The sequence below is a fragment of the Nitrosococcus oceani ATCC 19707 genome (assembly GCF_000012805.1).
GTDB classification, from domain to species: domain Bacteria; phylum Pseudomonadota; class Gammaproteobacteria; order Nitrosococcales; family Nitrosococcaceae; genus Nitrosococcus; species Nitrosococcus oceani.
This window is the reverse complement of sequence record NC_007484.1, coordinates 426,243-441,878: the sequence shown is the minus strand read 5'-3', so window position 1 is coordinate 441,878 and position 15,636 is coordinate 426,243. Positions and strand designations below refer to the sequence as shown.

16 protein-coding genes are annotated in these 15,636 nt (G+C 49.5%); 4 read left to right on the top strand and 12 right to left on the bottom strand.

Translation table 11 applies throughout. The annotated features are described in order from the left end of the window. Positions 1-65: 65 nt before the first annotated feature. From NOC_RS02220 to NOC_RS02185, 8 genes are all read right to left on the bottom strand, one after another. Positions 66-1,115 carry a ParA family protein gene (locus NOC_RS02220; protein ID WP_011330326.1) on the bottom strand — a complete coding sequence of 350 codons (1,050 nt, stop codon included), beginning with the start codon at positions 1,113-1,115 and terminating at the stop codon, positions 66-68. Between the two features lie 215 nt (positions 1,116-1,330). Then, positions 1,331-1,735, bottom strand: a complete 405-nt coding sequence (locus NOC_RS02215; RefSeq protein ID WP_011330325.1) for an excalibur calcium-binding domain-containing protein — start codon at positions 1,733-1,735, stop codon at positions 1,331-1,333. A gap of 240 nt (positions 1,736-1,975) precedes the next feature. Continuing rightward, complete coding sequence (locus tag NOC_RS02210) at positions 1,976-3,340, bottom strand: toxin-antitoxin system YwqK family antitoxin (RefSeq protein WP_011330324.1); 1,365 nt, start codon at positions 3,338-3,340, stop codon at positions 1,976-1,978. A 730-nt stretch (positions 3,341-4,070) separates the two neighbouring features. Beyond that, positions 4,071-4,409, bottom strand: coding sequence for a hypothetical protein (locus NOC_RS02205; RefSeq protein WP_049750802.1), 339 nt, complete (start codon positions 4,407-4,409; stop codon positions 4,071-4,073). Positions 4,410-4,833: 424 nt separating this feature from the next. Then, complete coding sequence (locus tag NOC_RS02200) at positions 4,834-5,832, bottom strand: YbgA family protein (protein ID WP_011330323.1); 999 nt, start codon at positions 5,830-5,832, stop codon at positions 4,834-4,836. Between the two features lie 65 nt (positions 5,833-5,897). Next, complete coding sequence (prmC, locus tag NOC_RS02195) at positions 5,898-6,749, bottom strand: peptide chain release factor N(5)-glutamine methyltransferase (RefSeq protein ID WP_002814085.1); 852 nt, start codon at positions 6,747-6,749, stop codon at positions 5,898-5,900. Positions 6,750-7,202: 453 nt separating this feature from the next. After that, a complete protein-coding gene (locus NOC_RS02190) occupies positions 7,203-8,258 on the bottom strand; it encodes a response regulator (protein WP_002813159.1) in 1,056 nt (351 codons plus the stop codon). Between the two features lie 161 nt (positions 8,259-8,419). Next, entirely contained in the window at positions 8,420-9,784 is a 1,365-nt protein-coding gene (locus NOC_RS02185) for an NAD-dependent succinate-semialdehyde dehydrogenase (RefSeq protein WP_002812233.1), read from the bottom strand. A gap of 204 nt (positions 9,785-9,988) precedes the next feature. Here NOC_RS02185 and NOC_RS02180 point away from each other — a divergent pair, with 204 nt between their 5' ends. Further along, positions 9,989-10,951 carry a complex I NDUFA9 subunit family protein gene (locus tag NOC_RS02180; RefSeq protein ID WP_011330322.1) on the top strand — a complete coding sequence of 321 codons (963 nt, stop codon included), beginning with the start codon at positions 9,989-9,991 and terminating at the stop codon, positions 10,949-10,951. On the opposite strand, the gene NOC_RS18050 is transcribed toward NOC_RS02180, so the two are convergent. Continuing rightward, a complete protein-coding gene (locus NOC_RS18050) occupies positions 10,902-11,234 on the bottom strand; it encodes a hypothetical protein (RefSeq protein ID WP_147094528.1) in 333 nt (110 codons plus the stop codon). The two genes, NOC_RS02180 and NOC_RS18050, sit on opposite strands and share 50 nt — an antisense overlap. Before the next feature lie 43 nt (positions 11,235-11,277). On the opposite strand from NOC_RS18050, the gene NOC_RS02175 reads away from it, so the two are divergent. Then, entirely contained in the window at positions 11,278-12,498 is a 1,221-nt protein-coding gene (locus tag NOC_RS02175; protein WP_002813116.1) for a multifunctional CCA addition/repair protein, read from the top strand. Positions 12,499-12,585: 87 nt separating this feature from the next. Here NOC_RS02175 and NOC_RS02170 read toward each other — a convergent pair whose 3' ends face one another. Beyond that, entirely contained in the window at positions 12,586-13,707 is a 1,122-nt protein-coding gene (locus tag NOC_RS02170; protein WP_011330321.1) for an RNA-guided endonuclease InsQ/TnpB family protein, read from the bottom strand. After that, positions 13,708-14,103: an IS200/IS605 family transposase gene (gene tnpA / locus NOC_RS02165; RefSeq protein WP_036498043.1), complete on the bottom strand. Its 396-nt coding sequence runs from the start codon at positions 14,101-14,103 to the stop codon at positions 13,708-13,710. 156 nt (positions 14,104-14,259) lie between these two features. Here tnpA and NOC_RS02160 point away from each other — a divergent pair, with 156 nt between their 5' ends. Together NOC_RS02160 and NOC_RS02155 are read left to right on the top strand one after the other, a co-directional pair. After that, a complete protein-coding gene (locus tag NOC_RS02160; protein ID WP_011330421.1) occupies positions 14,260-14,592 on the top strand; it encodes an IS630 transposase-related protein in 333 nt (110 codons plus the stop codon). Between the two features lies 1 nt (position 14,593). Beyond that, positions 14,594-15,091: an IS630 family transposase gene (locus NOC_RS02155; protein ID WP_168023432.1), complete on the top strand. Its 498-nt coding sequence runs from the start codon at positions 14,594-14,596 to the stop codon at positions 15,089-15,091. A 371-nt stretch (positions 15,092-15,462) separates the two neighbouring features. Here the strand turns inward: NOC_RS02155 and NOC_RS17210 are convergent, their stop codons facing one another. Beyond that, positions 15,463-15,612, bottom strand: a complete 150-nt coding sequence (locus NOC_RS17210; RefSeq protein ID WP_155814703.1) for a hypothetical protein — start codon at positions 15,610-15,612, stop codon at positions 15,463-15,465. Positions 15,613-15,636: the final 24 nt, after the last annotated feature.

Sequence of the window (15,636 nt, the reverse complement as noted above, 5' to 3'; positions counted from 1 at the left end):
GACAGGCGGGTTCTCCTGCATACATAGGCGTAGGGCGTCTGCGTGGAGCCGTTTGTTATGCCAGTTCAAAGCTTTGTAACCAACAATTCAATTGCTTCCCTGCATTTTTCCCTCTGCTCTTTTGCTACTTGAATCCTTTCACCATAGACCTCATATGTATGCTTATCCATCTTGCTAAGCGGAAGACCTTGATTCGCCGCTACTACTCCCGCACTATTAAAGTCTCTTAACTCAATACTATATGCGGATTCGAAATCTTGAAGGTTATTTATATGCTCAACAGGATCTTCAAATTTATCTGGATTCTTTTTGTATTCAGAATACATTTTATCAATAGCTTCATTTGAAAGCGCTTTAAAAGCGTGGGCAGCACCCTTTTTTTGTGTAAAGCGGTTACCCAAAAGGAATGATATCTTTGGTAGCACTAACCCATGGCTTTTAGCCTTAGAGGCAAATGTATATTTTCCATAAACAGGATGAATTATTGCGGTACCCCATATTAAGTTAAATAAACCAGTGATCGCAAATATCGATGAATCATCGGCGTTAATGGGAACTAATAGTTTTTCTCCGCCAACTATCGCAAGCTGAGTGTAAATTGAAAAGCTAGGATTAGTATCTATAAAAAATGTACAGGGTCGTTCGGAATTAATTGGCTTTTTAGTTAAAAATCTTACGATTGAATGAATCTTAATCCAGGGGTTATCTGCGGCAGATAGTGGTGTTGCTTCTGCTCTTTCAGAAAGCAGGGGAGCAATCAATTCTAAATTCCCATCACCAGATATAAGATACATGTTGTTCGAGAGGTTGGGGTTAACTTCTCTTAATTTCGTGGAGTATTTTGCAATATCGGCATCTCCATTAAGTGTTGCTTCAGTAATATAACCAACTATAGTTTGAGGCTCATTCATCGAAATCAATTGCTGCAATTTTAATTCACTATCTTTTCCACCGCCCATAAGCATTGATGATGAATTAGCTTGAGGACACATATCAATAACGACAACATCCCTATCAGGGTTATTTTCAGCGTAAACAGAGGCAATATGGAAAGTAATTGTACTTTTTCCAACGCCGCCTTTATTGTTCCACATGACATAGCTCTTATTGCTCATATTATTCTCCAGTATATTTTTTTATAGCTGAAAAGTGTATTTACCAGACTAATCGGGGAGTTGACGTGCGGGTTCTCCTGGATAATAGATGTGCGGCATCTGATGATGCAGGCCGAGCGGCGCGAGCGGTCAGCATAACGGGACGGCTTTGGATCGTAGCGGAAAAGCCGGCCTCTGTTAGTGCCAATGTTAGAATGTAAGCACACCATGCCGGCTTAAAACTGGGAATCATTCTCACATGGAACGCCATCGTGATCTCCATCCATTTTAGTATTTGAACAATTCCTAGCAAAAAATTCTGCCTCAGCTCTTGACTTCATCTGACTGCAGTATTGCCGTCCATCGCATCTAAACCCTGAAGCTTTATGGTCATCTCTTTTAAGAGTAGAAAATTTTTGAACTGTCAATGAGCCCTCAACCGGCTCTACTTTCTCACATATAATGCCTTGTGGAATGTCGCCATATAAAACTCGGCCATCTTTCGTCATGCACTTTACTGGCTCATTAGATCCGAATCCGTTTGCAAATTCTCGTATAACTGTCAATTCACCTTGCCTATAGAGCAAGCTACCGTACCATCCGGCAATTATAATCATTGCAGTTACAATTATTTTATTCATCGCAAACGCATATTCTCCTTTTCCGGCTAAATTCTAACAGGTTGACGTTGAGCGGCAGCCCGCGTAGCGGTTTGACGGTCGGCTTGATTCACTTGTTTGCGACGCGTAGCGGCGCAGGCAATCGTTTGGCGCAGTCAACTCCCCGATTCGCGCCGCGCAGCGGCGCGAACGCCCAAGCTCACAGGGGAGCGACCGAAGGGAGTGAATCCTGTGCAGCTGATTGTTATGTGATTAATTGCACTAATACTCATATCCTAAATTATGGAAATGGGCATTAGTCATTTCTGTTTTCTTACCTTCATACGTGTACTGAAAACCTTTGATTGCCTTACCATCCTTGAAATCTATTTCTTTAGCTAAATTACCGCCTTGGTAATATTGTTTAGCTTTTGTTCTTTTCCCATTTTTGAACCATGTTTCCCAGCTTAAATTTCCCTTTTCAAAATAATCTCTTTCAATGCCAGTCTTCTTTCCATCTTTGTAGGTTAGGTCTGCACTTATTTTACCTGTTTTTGTATAAGATTTATCAGTGAAAAGTTTTCCGTTTTTATAAGTTACTAACCAATTTAGATTGCCATTTTGATAATAACCTTTCCCTTCCCCAACCATCTCTCCATTTTTATAGTTCTTTGTAAACTTAATACCACCAGACTCAAAATATTCTTTATAAACACCGTTTACCTTCCCATTTTTTATTACTGCCTCATATTCAGGCTTTCCATTATCAAAATACCTTTTTTTTAGTCCATTTGGCTCATCCTTAGTGTAGTTTTGTATAAGCTTAAGAGCACCATTTTCATAATACTCTTTATAAATGCCATCTATTCTTCCTTCGATAAGATTAGTTTCCCACGATAGTTCGCCATTTTTAAAATAGCCTAGTTCTAGACCTGTTTTCTTACCATCTTTGTAGGTTGTTTTCTTCTTAATATTTCCGTTGTTATAATATTCTTCCAAAAATCCATTTATTTCACCATTTTTGATGCCTGCTTTGAGTTCTACATTCCCATTTAGATAATATTTTTTACTTTGCACCAGGGTTTTATTCTTGTATTTTTTTTCCCACTCTAAGTTGTTATCTTTATATCCATAATAGATTGATATTCCTTCAACTCCATCTGTATAAATAACCCGAGACAGTATGTTTCCTAGCTTGTTGTACGTTTTAACAGTTCCATTCAACTTGTCATTTTTGTAAGTTCCAGACTTTCTGAGCTTCCCGTTTTCATGAAAATTCTCAAACTTTCCGTAATGCAAGCCATTCACATAGTTTGCATTTTCTGACACTGTCCCATCTTCAAAGTATGCTTCTGATTGTCCATTTAAAATATCATTAACGGTTCTAAGCTTTATTTTTATTGCCCCTGATGGGTAATAACTAAATGTGAATTTTTCAATTTCCTTCCCATTTTTTGAATATTGTATATTTTTTACACTGCCATCATCATTATAAGTTCTTTTTGTTTCTATCTCTGGTTGTGCTGGTTCGATTTGATTTTGCGATTGTATTTTCTTAGTTGGGGTACCGCTTACTTTAGGTTGATTTGCCATACAACCTGATAAGACTACAATTAAAGTCCCTATGGTAATTAATCTATTTCTCATGATATTCCTTGTTTACTCCATTTCTTCACATAATCGGGGAGTTGACGGGCGGGTTCTCCTGGATGATAGATGTGCGGCATTTGATTATGCAGGAGGTTCTGCCAGTCGAACGGTTGTTCGCGACGCGTAGCGGCGCAGGCAACCGTTTGGCGTAGTCAACTCCCCGATTCGCGCCGCGCAGCGGCGCGCGATAGCGCGTCCGCAGCCCTGCCTTGTTACGTGAAAAAAATTAGACAAAGTGCACTTTCTCTGATGACTCAATCCAAAACAAATTTCTGCGAAGCAACCACCAACTTTATTTCCGCCTCAGCGGCGTGACAACGCCATGCTTACCACCCAACGAACCCGGCACAACCTGGCCGAGCTGCCTTGCCAATACTGTTGATAGGACCACGTTCAGCTGCGCTCGCCGAATCAATGATGGTTTCGACTCTCAAACATCCGAGACAACGGCGATGACGCCAGACCTGTCGTTGCAAAGTGGCGACTTTTGATTGGCAGCGATACTTCAGTGCCAAACACGTAATGCCGCCATAAACGGCGCAAGCTTGCGAGCGTCCGGCGACCGTAGGGAGCGAATTTGATGGCCTTGTTAACTGTTTTCATTACTGAGCCATAAATAGTGTTTTTTGCCCCACCTCGGTAAGGACTAATTGATACTCGTTCTCTACACGGGCTAAGACACCATAGAAAAATCCCTCTTTACCATAAAACACTCCGAGACCTTTCTTTAGATTGTAGAAAGCACGCTTGCCCGATATGGAAAAAAGTTTGTAACGCCATTGTCTGCTCTGACGTAATAACCAACTCGATAGAGTTTTGAGCCTTCTTTCATCAAAAGGCGATTCTCGCCATTGGCACCATTATCATAATTCGAAAAACTATTGTCGTAATTGCTTGGTGAGTTATCGTAGTTGCTGACAGAGTTGTCATAGTTGCTTGAAGAATTATCGTAGTTACTTGGAGAAAAATCGTACGGCAGTCTCGATTCGTCTATAAAAGACACCATTAGGTCAGCATGAGCTAATGGTGCAACTAAAAAGATTAATACAAATACCCAATGCTTCATGGTGTCTCCTGACAGTTAATCGGGGAGTTGACAGGCGGGTTCTCCTGCATACATAGGCGCACGGCATCTGATGATGCAGGAGGTTCTGCCAGTCGAACGGTTGTTCGCGACGCGAAGCGGCGCAGGCAACCGTTTGGCGTAGTCAACTCCCCGATTCGCGCCGCACAGCGGCGCGAACAATTTATTCCCAGGCAAATGCGCCTGCACATTGTTTGGAAAATCATCCACTAAATATCCTTCGTCTCTTTACCAGCAAACTTTAACCGTCCTGGGGAAAGAACCTATCGCGGCGGCTTATCGGTCATCATGACCGATGACAGCCCGTTGAAAATAACAATACGGAATCTACCTGTGGATTTTTTATCCAGGGCAGAAGCAACCTTAAGGAAAGAAGAAGCAGAGTGAGTTGAGGGAAACCGGGGAGTTAAATCAAATTCCGCAGCATCAACTCGGGAGGATGGGGGTTCAAATAATATTGTTGGTTGACGTAGGGGTTGGGGTGACGGCGGAAGTGATGCTTGAGCAACGTCATTGGCACAATTAAAGGCACTAAACCCAAGCGGTAGCTTTCCATGGACTCGAGTAGTTCCGCCCGATCCGCTTTATCTAGCTGGGCGCGTAAAAAGCCTAGCAGGTGCATCAGTACATTGGTATGGCCCTTGCGGGTAGCGCGCCGTCTCAAGGCGCTCATTAATTCTGCCTCATAGGTCGGCGCTAATGTTTCCAGGGACTCACTGCCCGCTTTCGCCACTAAACGTCCCAAACGCCGATATGCTGCCTGACTATGAGCCATGACCATAAATTTATGCCGGCTGTGGAATTCAACCAGGGCGGCGGGCGTTATCCCCGCCGCCCCTATTTGCCGCCAACGATAATGCACGAAAACCCGCTCAAAGAAGTTCTCCCGCAGCACCGGATCGTTCAAACGCCCCTCCTCTTCTACCGGCAGCCACGGCCGCCGCGCCATGAAAACCTGGGCATAGAGGCCGGTGCCCGTCCGGGAGGGGGCGCCGCCGGTGCCGTGAACGCGCACCCGTTCCATCCCGCAGCTGGGGGAGTCTTTTTTTAATATATAGCCGTCAATATCTCCCAGTTCTTCGGCCATGACTTCCCCAAACTGGCGCAAGGGGTCGGTAACATCCAGCTCCGAATGCCGGACGCCCCTGGCCCGTAGCCCCTGGCTGGTTTTGACTATCCGAATGGGTTCCCGTGGCGTTCCCATGCCAATCGCCACCTCCGGGCAAACGGGAACAAAGTCAAAGTAGGCATTCAGCGCTTCGGTGATGTAGGTATCCCGCTTATGGCCACCATCAAAGCGAACTCTCTCTCCCAACAAGCAACTGCTTATGGCAAGGCGTAGACGGGGAATTTCGGGGGAAGAGAGGGAGGGCGGAATTTCGCCCCTGGCAGAAAGAGGGTCCATGGGTGTCCTTTGTTAAACTAGGGATCAAATCGAAACTACCCAGACGGGCGATATTTTCCTTAAGCTTAGCAAGCCCGCCACTGCCCAGCCACCACGCGGGGCAAACCGGCCAAATCACAAAAATCAGCTACTTGCTGGTAGCCTAACTGGGTAAATAGGGCTAACAGGGACGGTCCCTGCTCATAGCCATGCTCCAGCAATAACCACCCTCCATCAAGGAGGTGCTCTCGGGCAGTCATGGCAATATGGCGTGCCGCCCCTAAACCTTTATCTTTTGCGATCAAGGCGATATCAGGCTCAAAGGCTAAACCATTCTGGGTTAGATGAGGGTCCCCTTCGGCAATATAGGGAGGGTTGCTGGCAATGAGGTGGAAGCGTTCCCCCACTAACGGGACGAACCAATCGCCTAACCGGAAGGTTACATTGCATAGCCCAAGGCGCCGCCCATTTTCCCTAGCCACCTCCAAAGTCTCTGCCGAAACGTCGGTTGCAATTACCCGCGCCCGAGGCCGCTCGCTCCCCATGGCAAGCGCGATAGCGCCGCTACCCGTTCCCAAATCGGCAACGTTAAGCGCCCGCTCTAAATCTAGCCGCTGGAGGGCCAATTCCACTACTTGTTCCGTTTCCGGACGCGGAATCAACGTGGCCTCCGTGACTTGCAAGTTAAGAGACCAAAACTCCTGCCAGCCGCGAATATAAGCCAAAGGTTCACCCTTGGCCCGGCGCTGCAATAGCCGTTGGAAGCTGACCCATTGGGTTGGCGTCAACCGCCTATCGGACCAAGCATAAAGATAACTCCGTTCTACCTTGAGCAGGTAAGCTAGCAGCCTCTCAGCCTCTAAACGTCCGCCATCCCCGGAAACTAAGCGATTTCCGGCGAATTCAATTGCCTCGGCTATTGAAAAATTAAGCGTCACAACCAAACTTATCTATTAAAAAATGGTCCTAAATTTAATTTAGGGGTTGCATTCTATGAAATGACTGCTTATATTATACGCCAAGTCAGCTAACGGATGATCCAGTAGTGGTAAACCTTATCCTAATAACTGAGATTTCGCTTCTTTTCTCTAGCAATCGGCGGGGAAAGGCATGAATTCTCACACTCTTGCAGTTCACTCCCTTCCAGCTAGCTTTTTCCTCTCCCAAAAAAGCCTAAACTCTAGCCTAACCATAGTATTGGCAAAGCATTTAAGATTACTATTTATAAAAATAATAATGTAGAGAGAGAGGTTCAAGACCTATTAAAAGGCTCCAGTCTGGAGCCTTTTTTTTCTACCATGGAAAACGTCCGGACAGATCTTCTATTACCCATCCGAACGCTTTTTTATCGGTAAATCAAATGGCAGTGCTCTTCCTAATGTCCCCGTAGCCTAGGCTCTTCCCCAGGGCCATTTCCAAAAACCTGATCGAGCTTTCTGAGCTTGCTCTGCGGCGTATGCGGCATCTTCCTCCTGTATTATCTCATCCATGATCCCTTGGATCGCGGCCCGGCCCTGTGCTTGCATATAATGAGAGAAATGGGCAGCCATTTGTTTTTCGGCGGCGGCGGCTACGCCTTGTTCAACGGTCATTTGCAAGGATGCATGGAATTGAGCCTGCTGCTGTTCCAGGAAAGCCGCTACAGTCTGGGCGCTGACGGAACGCATGGTTTTGATTGTCTCTTCAGCCTTACTTGCCATTTCCTGGTTAGCCTTCAAAGTAGCTGTCTCAGTAATCGCCAGGGCTTTTTTCTCGGTCCGTTCCTGCGCAACCTCTAGCACTCTATCAGCGATACCCTGGGAAACAGCTTCGGCGGTTTCCCTTGCAATCCGTTCGGCCAACTCGGTAACCAATTCTTCAATGAGTTGACGGCTTACTTGATCCGCCGTTTCCCGCGCAATACGCTCTGCCATTGTTTGTGCAGCTGCGGAAGCTTCAGCGACAGCCTGTTCCACAACCTCTTGCGTAGCCAGCGTAGCGGCGCTTCTCTCAGCATCAGTTTCCATCATCGCAGACGCCTTCTCTTGAATAGAGGTATCAAGCACCCCACTAGCGCTGATTGTGGTTTCTGGGTTAGCTTCGGCTATCATCTCCTTAAGCACCCGGTCCAGGTTTTCTTCCCCTGTCGGTTTTGCCAGTACATCTCTTGCACCGATTTCTAGGGCAGCGCTTCGATCTGCCGCTCCTTCCTTCCCAGTACACATAACAACGGGCAATGAACGCGTGGCTTCCCGCGACAAAATAGTACGAGTTGCTTCCAACCCACCCATACCAGGCATCATGACATCCATAAAAACGATATCAGGCCGATGATGTTCCAAGTATTCCAAAGCCTCCTCGCCAGAGGCGGCATCATCCACATCAAAATCGCGGCTTTTGAGTAATTTGGACATGGCGAGCCGGGCAACCTTGGAGTCATCAACAACTAAGGCGGTATGTAAAGCCATAAACTTGCATCCTTCCTTTTCTCATGGGTAGAGAGACCAGTGACAGAAATTTTTAAATTAAATTCTCAAGGTTTACTATCGGACCGGCGACTCCAGGCTTGAGATATAAAACGTGAGCCCGTTCTAAAAATTTTAATAGAAAAAATGGTTTTCCCTTCCCATCACTTGATCCATAGGGTCTTCTGGTTAGTAAACTCCCGCATCCCATGCCAAGACAGTTCCCGTCCATAACCGGAACACTTGATCCCGCCAAAGGGCAAGCGAGGATCGCTTTTTACCAGCCCGTTGACGAAAGCCGCTCCGCATCGCAGCTCCAGGGCCAGGCGCTCAGCCCGGGAAGTATTTTGGCTCCAGACACTGCCTCCAAGGCCGTAACGGGAAGCATTGGCCATCGCCACCGCTTCTGCTTCGTTCGCTACGCGAATAATGGCGGCCACGGGGCCGAAAAGTTCCTCATCAAAGGCTGGCATGCCTGGCTGAACCCGGTCTAGGATAGAAGGGGCATAGTAGGTTCCCGTCCCTGGCAATGGCTGGCATCCGGCAACCGCCACTGCTCCCTGCTGAATGCTCGCCGTCACCTGCTGATGAAGCCCCGCCCGCAGATCCAATCGGGCCAATGGCGCCAGGGTAGTCTGTTCATCCAGCGGATCACCAGGCTGCAGTGCTTCTAAATCAGCTTGAAAGCGGGCAATAAACTCATCCGCTATTTCCTCCATAACGATAAAGCGTTTAGCGGCAATGCAGCTTTGCCCTCCATTGATAAAACGGGATTGCACCGCTACGGGAACCGCCTGCTCTAGATCGGCATCAGCCAGCACAATAAAAGGATCTGCGCCTCCCAGCTCCAGTACTGTTTTTTTCAAATGCCGGCCGGCGCACTCGGCCACTTTACGCCCGGCTGCCTCGCTACCTGTGAGGGTTACACCCTGGACTCTCGGATCAGCAATTACCTTTGCCGTCTGGGATGAACTCACCAGTAAGGTACGAAACACCCCTGGGGGAAAACCCGCCTCAAGTAAGGTCTGCTCAATGGCAAGCCCACACTGGGGAACATTAGCAGCATGTTTCAGCACCGCCGTATTTCCAGCCACTAGAGCAGGCGCGCAAAAACGAAAGACCTGCCAAAAAGGAAAATTCCAGGGCATAATCGCCAATACAGTACCTAACGGCTGGAGCGCAACATAGCTGCGGCGGGCATCGCTTTCGATCACTTCATCGGCGAGAAAGCGGGGGGCATGCTCCTCGTAATACTCACAGACCCAGGCGCATTTTTCGATCTCTGCCCGGGCCTCGCCGAGCAGCTTGCCCATCTCCAGGGTAATAAGGCGGGCCAAGTCCTCCTTGCGCTCTCGCAACTGCTGGGCTGCCGCCCGTAATAAACGGCAACGCTCCGAAAGATCGCGAGCAGCCCAGAGGGGACTCGCCTCTTGGACCTGCTGAAGGACGCCATCAATGGCATTCTGATCCCAAGCATCAAAGGTTTTGAGGGATTGGCCGGTGGCGGGATTAACGGATTCAAAAGCCATACTGAGTTCTCCTTAGGGCGAAAAATCAATCCAATTTATCAGTATAGAAGGCTAGACCGCCGCCTGGCTGAAAGGAAATAGGGTTCATGGTCGCAACATACTGAATAGCAGGGTAATCTTTAGATGATATAAAGTAATGGCGTTATAATTGAGCCCATCCTGACTTTAATCTTGAACTCAGCGTAACGGAGCACAACTATACTGATGAACATACAGACCGTCTGCATCCTGGGAGGCACAGGTTTCGTGGGCCGGTGGCTAAGCTCCCACTTGGTGGAGCAGGGCTATAAGGTGCGGGTACTTACCCGGCACTGGCAGCGGCACCGTGATCTACTCGTCCTGCCGGGCTTGCGGCTTATGGAAACCGACGTTTACGATCCGGCCCAACTTGCGGCTCAATTTAATGGCTGCCAGAGCGTCATTAACTTGATTGGCATCCTCAATGAAAAAGGACGTAACGGCCATGGCTTTCGCCAGGTTCACGCAGATCTCCCGGAAAAAGTGGCCCAGATTTGTCTAGATACGGGCATCAAGCGGTTGCTGCACATGAGCGCGCTCAATGCCGACGCTAACCAGGGCGCTAGTTATTATCTGCGTAGCAAAGGGGAAGGGGAAAACCGCGTTCTAGCCTTAGCGAGGCAGGGGCTTGAAGTGACGATCTTCCAACCTTCTGTTATTTTTGGCCCCGGGGACAGCTTTTTTAACCGTTTCGGTAGCTTGCTCAAACTTTCACCCTTTATCTTTCCCTTAGCCTGTCCAGAGGCTCGCCTTACTCCCGTCTACGTGGGAGATGTAGCACGAGCCTTTGCCCGCGCCCTCTCGGATAAAGAAGATTTTAGCCAGAGCTATGAATTGTGCGGCCCCAAAATTTACACTCTCAAACAACTGGTTGAATATACGGCTAAGGTGCTGGAACTCAAACGGCGAGTCATCGGGCTTTCCGATAAACTTAGCCGTATTCAGGCCAGCATCTTTGAGTATGTGCCAGGAAAGCCTTTTTCCAAGGATAATTATGCCTCCTTACAGGTACCCAGTATTTGCCACCGAAATGGACTGCATGAGCTGGGGATCGAGCCCACGGCTATTGATGCCATCGTCCCTGGGTACCTAGGCCAAGTTAGCCAAAGATCCCAGTATCTTGAGCTACGGCGGCATGCCCAGCGTTGAAGGAATACAGGGATGTATGACGACCCCCTAGCGAGAGTCCGAAGTGAAACGGCGCATCGAGCGCGAGGGCCAGGTTACTTGCCTTTTGCCATGAAGTCGCGCTATGATTTTCCCGTTGCCACAAGCGCGACCTATCTTCGGGAGGAGGAGAAGTGATGCGCGTGGAGGGTGATACCAAACTCTTAGCCTTGCGCGCTAAGTCGTGGCCAGCTAAGGGCACCCATTGAAGCGCGAATTCTCCAGGCTGATGAGGTTTTGTAGGAACAAAACTAAAATCAGTCATGGCGAAACTCCAAAAGCTAGTTCGGGCCTAGAAGGTCACCTCTATGGAAGTTTATCTGGTGGGCGGCGCCGTTCGTGACAAGCTCCTAGGACGTCCCGTCAAGGAGCGGGACTATGTGGTCGTGGGAACCACCCCAGCTAACCTGCTCGCCCAGGGCTACCGTCCGGTAGGAAAAGATTTTCCAGTATTCCTTCACCCCCAAACCCAAGAGGAATACGCTCTGGCCCGGACCGAACGCAAGACCGGGCCGGGCTATAAGGGCTTCGAGGTGGATGCCGCCCCTGATGTTACCCTAGAGGAAGATCTGCAACGCCGGGATCTAACAATAAATGCCATTGCCGAGGCTGCCGACGGCAGCCTTTTAGATCCCTTTGGAGGGCAACAAGATTTAGCGCGGGGGATTTTGCGTCATGTCTCGCCGGCTTTTGCAGAAGATCCGGTTCGTATCCTCCGGGCGGCCCGCTTTGCCGCCCGTTTTAATTTTAAGGTGGCCCCCGAAACCTTGGCCCTCATGGAAGCAATGGTGACCGCTGGCGAGGCTGATCACTTAGTGCCCGAAAGGGTGTGGAGGGAATTAGAACGGGCCCTCGGTGAATCCTATCCCCGACGTTTTTTTGAGATTCTCAGAGCTTGTGGAGCTCTGGCGCGGATTTTCCCTGAAATTGAATGTCTATTCGGCGTCCCCCAACCCCGGCGCTATCACCCGGAAATCGACACCGGCATCCACACGCTGAAAGTGTTAGAGATAGCCGCTCACTTGAGTTCGGATACCCAAGTCCGTTTCGCTGCTTTAACCCACGACCTGGGCAAGGGACAAACGCCCTCCCATGAATGGCCCCATCACTACGGCCATGGAGAGCGAGGGGTCGCGCTGGTCCTTACTCTGTGCCAACGCTTGCGAGTCCCTAAGGCCTATCAAGCCCTCGCGGTCCAGGTGGCCCGTTACCATAATCTGGTTCACCAAGCCCAGGAATTGCGTCCTGGTACAATCCTTAAACTGCTCAATAGAGTCGACGCCTTCCGGCGGCCTTCCCGATTCGAACAGTTTTTGCTGGCCTGTGAAGCGGATGCCCGGGGCCGGTCTGGACTAGAAAACCGGCCCTATCCCCAGGCTAACCAGCTTCGATTAGCCTTTCGCGCGGCGGCTGCGGTAACAGCCCGTCCTCTGGTGGCGGCCGGTTTGCGAGGAGAGGCGATTGCAGAGCAACTCCAGCAACAGCGAATAAAAGCCATAAAGCAAGCCGTTCACACTGAACGAGGTTAGTTCAATAAGAATTCAGGCTTGTCTAGCAAGGAGAAATACGTGATGAACCGTCAGCTAAAGCAGACGGCTTCTTGCGGCACGCACGCGCTACTGCGCCACGTTAAGCCGCACAGGCTCCATCCGAGCCTGGCCACGCGCCAGGATATTCCTAGCAGCGTTGACATCTCTTTGCAGGCGCAAGCCGCATTCGGGGCAGTGGTGCTGCCGCACGGAAAGCGACTTTCGCACAAGTGTGTCGCACCCAGAGCACGCTTGCGAGGTGCCCTGCGGAGGCACTTCAACCCACACCGACCCGGCGCTTTCAGCCTTGGCGCGGAGTATGTTCAGAAACTGGCGCCAGCCAGCATCCGAAATCGACCGACTCAACCGGCGGTTCCTGACCATGTTGCTCACGGTCAGGCTCTCCGCCGCGATGAAGGCGTATCGACTCACCAAATCGCGGGCCACCTTGTGGTGGTAGTCCCGTCTTTTGTTGGCTACGCGCGCATGTATCGCGCGCAATCTGGCAACCGCTTTAGCTCGGTTCCGGCCACCCTTTCTCTTACGCGAAACCGCGCGCCCAGCAATCCTCAACTGGCGCAACGCTTCTTTTTGGTAACGCGGATTATCGACGTGCTCGCCTTGATCGGTGGACAGAAAATATGCCAACCCAACATCCAGGCCCACCGAGGTATCCTCGGCGCGGGGGGCTGGCCCATCGCCGATATTGCAACTAGCGATGACAAACCACTTCCCGGCTTCATTTTTGACTTGCACGGTTTTGACCGCCCCTTCTACAGGACGATGCTGGCGTACTTTGACCAGGCCCACATGCTGAAGGCGCAGTTGACCATCAAGCAGCCGGGCGCCGTCACCGTGCGCCGGATACGTCCAACTATCGAATCGGCCACGGGCCTTGAAGCGTGGATAACCGGGCTTTTCACCGGCCTTAATGCGCCGGAAGAACGCTTGGAACGCTTTATCCAAACGGCGCATGGTGGCTTGAGCAGACGAGAAATTAAGCCGAGCGTACCACTCATTTACACCCCGTTCGGATTTAAACCAAGCCGATTGCTGCGTGTACTTCACGCTTTTCTGGGCAATTTCGTAACGCTCTTTTCGCTGAGCCAGGCATTCATTATACAAGCGTCGATGCGTTTCGAGCATGGTTTCAAGCTCGCGCGCCTGATGGGCATTCGGATAAAGACGGTATTTGAAGGCATTGATCATCTACTTGCCTTTCTGGTTTTCGATGTAAGCGCGAACAGTGCTTTCGGATACGTGGCCTACGGTCCCGGCGTAGTAACTACGATTCCAAAGTGTGGGAAGCCTGGATCGGAGGATAGGAAATTCTTTTCGCAATTCCTTGCTCGTGGAGCCTTTGAACCTGTTAACCATTTCCGCCACACCCCAACGAGGATCAAACTCAACGAACAGGTGGACATGATCCGGCATAACTTCCAAAGCATGAATTGTCATTTCAAGTTCATCCGCCTTCTTGTGGAGCAAGGCACAAAGGCGTTCGGCAATCTCACCCACAAGAACCCCGCGGCGATATTTGGGGCACCACACAAGGTGCAATTTAAGACTAAAAACCGCCCCGGCATTTTTGGCGTATCTACTCATCTGGCTATGATGCATTCGCCAGAAACTTACTTCAATAACTTCACTACAGGAGGTGAGCGCTTCCGCTGCCAGCTAAAGCAGGCAGTCCCCGCGCTCAATTATATCTAAATTTATAAATATTGAGACATTTGTGTTATATTCATTCATACTGTTGTGATGAGATGTTCAATTGATTTGCGCAAACGAGTAATCGATTTTGTAAGGGGCGGTGGAAGCAAGGCGGAAGCGGCCCGGAGATTTCAGGTAGGCCGCGCGAGCATTTATCGCTGGTTGTCGCAGGATGATGCGCTGTGTTACGAGCGTCCCGGCCCTCGCCGTTCACACAAGCTGGACTGGGAGGCTTTACGGGTCCATGTGGAAGACAAGGCTGCTCTCACCTATAAAGAACGCGCCCGGCATTTTGGCGTTTCGTATTACTGTATTTGGCATGCGATGCACAAAATGGGGTTAACCCGTAAAAAAAATGACGGGGTACACGCAGCGCTGTAATATGAAAAGAAAGAGCTTTCTTCGCCTTCGTGAACGCTATCGCCGCCGCGGCAAAAGATTTGTCTATCTTGATGAAAGCGGTTTTGAGCCGGAGGTTTCCCGTCGTTACGCTTACGCTCCAAAGGGGCGGCGTGTTTATGGTCTGATCTCCGGTCATCGCAGACCGCGAACCTCTTTATTGGCCGCCCGTATGGATGAAGGCTTTGAAGCGCCGTTTCTATTTGAGGGAACCTGTAACACGGCTGTGTTCAATGCATGGCTGGAAAAAGAGCTTTGCCCCTTGCTCAACAGCAACCACATTGTCATCATGGATAATGTTCCGTTCCACAAAGCCGTTTCTTCACGTGAAATCATCAAAAAAACAGGGGCGGGAATTTTATTCCTCCCCCCTTATTCCCCTGACTTTAACCCCATAGAAAAAGACTTCGGAAATATCAAAAAAATCAGAGAATACAACGAACACGAAACCCTTGAGAATATCGTTGCAGCGTATCAGTAATTATAGATTTAGCTATAAACCCGCGGGCGCTGGTTTTTTCTCCCAAGCCGGGCATTGAAAAGGGGGGTTCAACCCCACAAGCTGGTAAAGCGTGTTGGGTTTTAACGGGAACTTAAAACGGGAAGGCGTCCTAGGAGGATAGGGTCGGCCATAAAGCTGCCTCTTCCCGAGCAAGCGAGGGATGAATACGCCTCAGAGGCGCTGTATGGCCCGTAGAGCGGATAAAAGGGACACACTCTACTGCTCTCTGACCAAAAACGTCACCAGCGGCCGTTAAAGCCGTTTCAGGACATACGCCCTTTCTAGGCCATCTACCGGTGATAGGACCGGTGAGTGGGATATCGCGGGGTGGTGTTTGATAAACACCTATTTCATTTGCTTTCCTTGGCAAAGTAGGCGGCCAATGTCTTGGTACCTCCCGCTTCTTCTTCACTAGATTTTTGGTGGCGTTGAACATACTCGGCAAAGTCAATATCACCGTTCCATACTTGGTTAAGTATATCTTTATTAACTTCGGCCATACCAAAAACACTTGCCACATCAGT

Bases quoted from the DNA above. Each gene is read 5' to 3' on its own strand.
- NOC_RS02220 (WP_011330326.1), bottom strand. From the start codon at position 1,115: ATGAGCAATAAGAGCTATGTCATGTGGAACAATAAAGGCGGCGTTGGA.
- NOC_RS02215 (WP_011330325.1), bottom strand. From the start codon at position 1,735: ATGAATAAAATAATTGTAACTGCAATGATTATAATTGCCGGATGGTAC.
- NOC_RS02210 (WP_011330324.1), bottom strand. From the start codon at position 3,340: ATGAGAAATAGATTAATTACCATAGGGACTTTAATTGTAGTCTTATCA.
- NOC_RS02205 (WP_049750802.1), bottom strand. From the start codon at position 4,409: ATGAAGCATTGGGTATTTGTATTAATCTTTTTAGTTGCACCATTAGCT.
- NOC_RS02200 (WP_011330323.1), bottom strand. From the start codon at position 5,832: ATGGACCCTCTTTCTGCCAGGGGCGAAATTCCGCCCTCCCTCTCTTCC.
- NOC_RS02190 (WP_002813159.1), bottom strand. From the start codon at position 8,258: ATGGCTTTACATACCGCCTTAGTTGTTGATGACTCCAAGGTTGCCCGG.
- NOC_RS02185 (WP_002812233.1), bottom strand. From the start codon at position 9,784: ATGGCTTTTGAATCCGTTAATCCCGCCACCGGCCAATCCCTCAAAACC.
- NOC_RS02180 (WP_011330322.1), top strand. From the start codon at position 9,989: ATGAACATACAGACCGTCTGCATCCTGGGAGGCACAGGTTTCGTGGGC.
- NOC_RS18050 (WP_147094528.1), bottom strand. From the start codon at position 11,234: ATGACTGATTTTAGTTTTGTTCCTACAAAACCTCATCAGCCTGGAGAA.
- NOC_RS02175 (WP_002813116.1), top strand. From the start codon at position 11,278: ATGGAAGTTTATCTGGTGGGCGGCGCCGTTCGTGACAAGCTCCTAGGA.
- NOC_RS02170 (WP_011330321.1), bottom strand. From the start codon at position 13,707: ATGATCAATGCCTTCAAATACCGTCTTTATCCGAATGCCCATCAGGCG.
- tnpA (WP_036498043.1), bottom strand. From the start codon at position 14,103: ATGAGTAGATACGCCAAAAATGCCGGGGCGGTTTTTAGTCTTAAATTG.
- NOC_RS02160 (WP_011330421.1), top strand. From the start codon at position 14,260: ATGAGATGTTCAATTGATTTGCGCAAACGAGTAATCGATTTTGTAAGG.
- NOC_RS02155 (WP_168023432.1), top strand. From the start codon at position 14,594: ATGAAAAGAAAGAGCTTTCTTCGCCTTCGTGAACGCTATCGCCGCCGC.
- NOC_RS17210 (WP_155814703.1), bottom strand. From the start codon at position 15,612: ATGGCCGAAGTTAATAAAGATATACTTAACCAAGTATGGAACGGTGAT.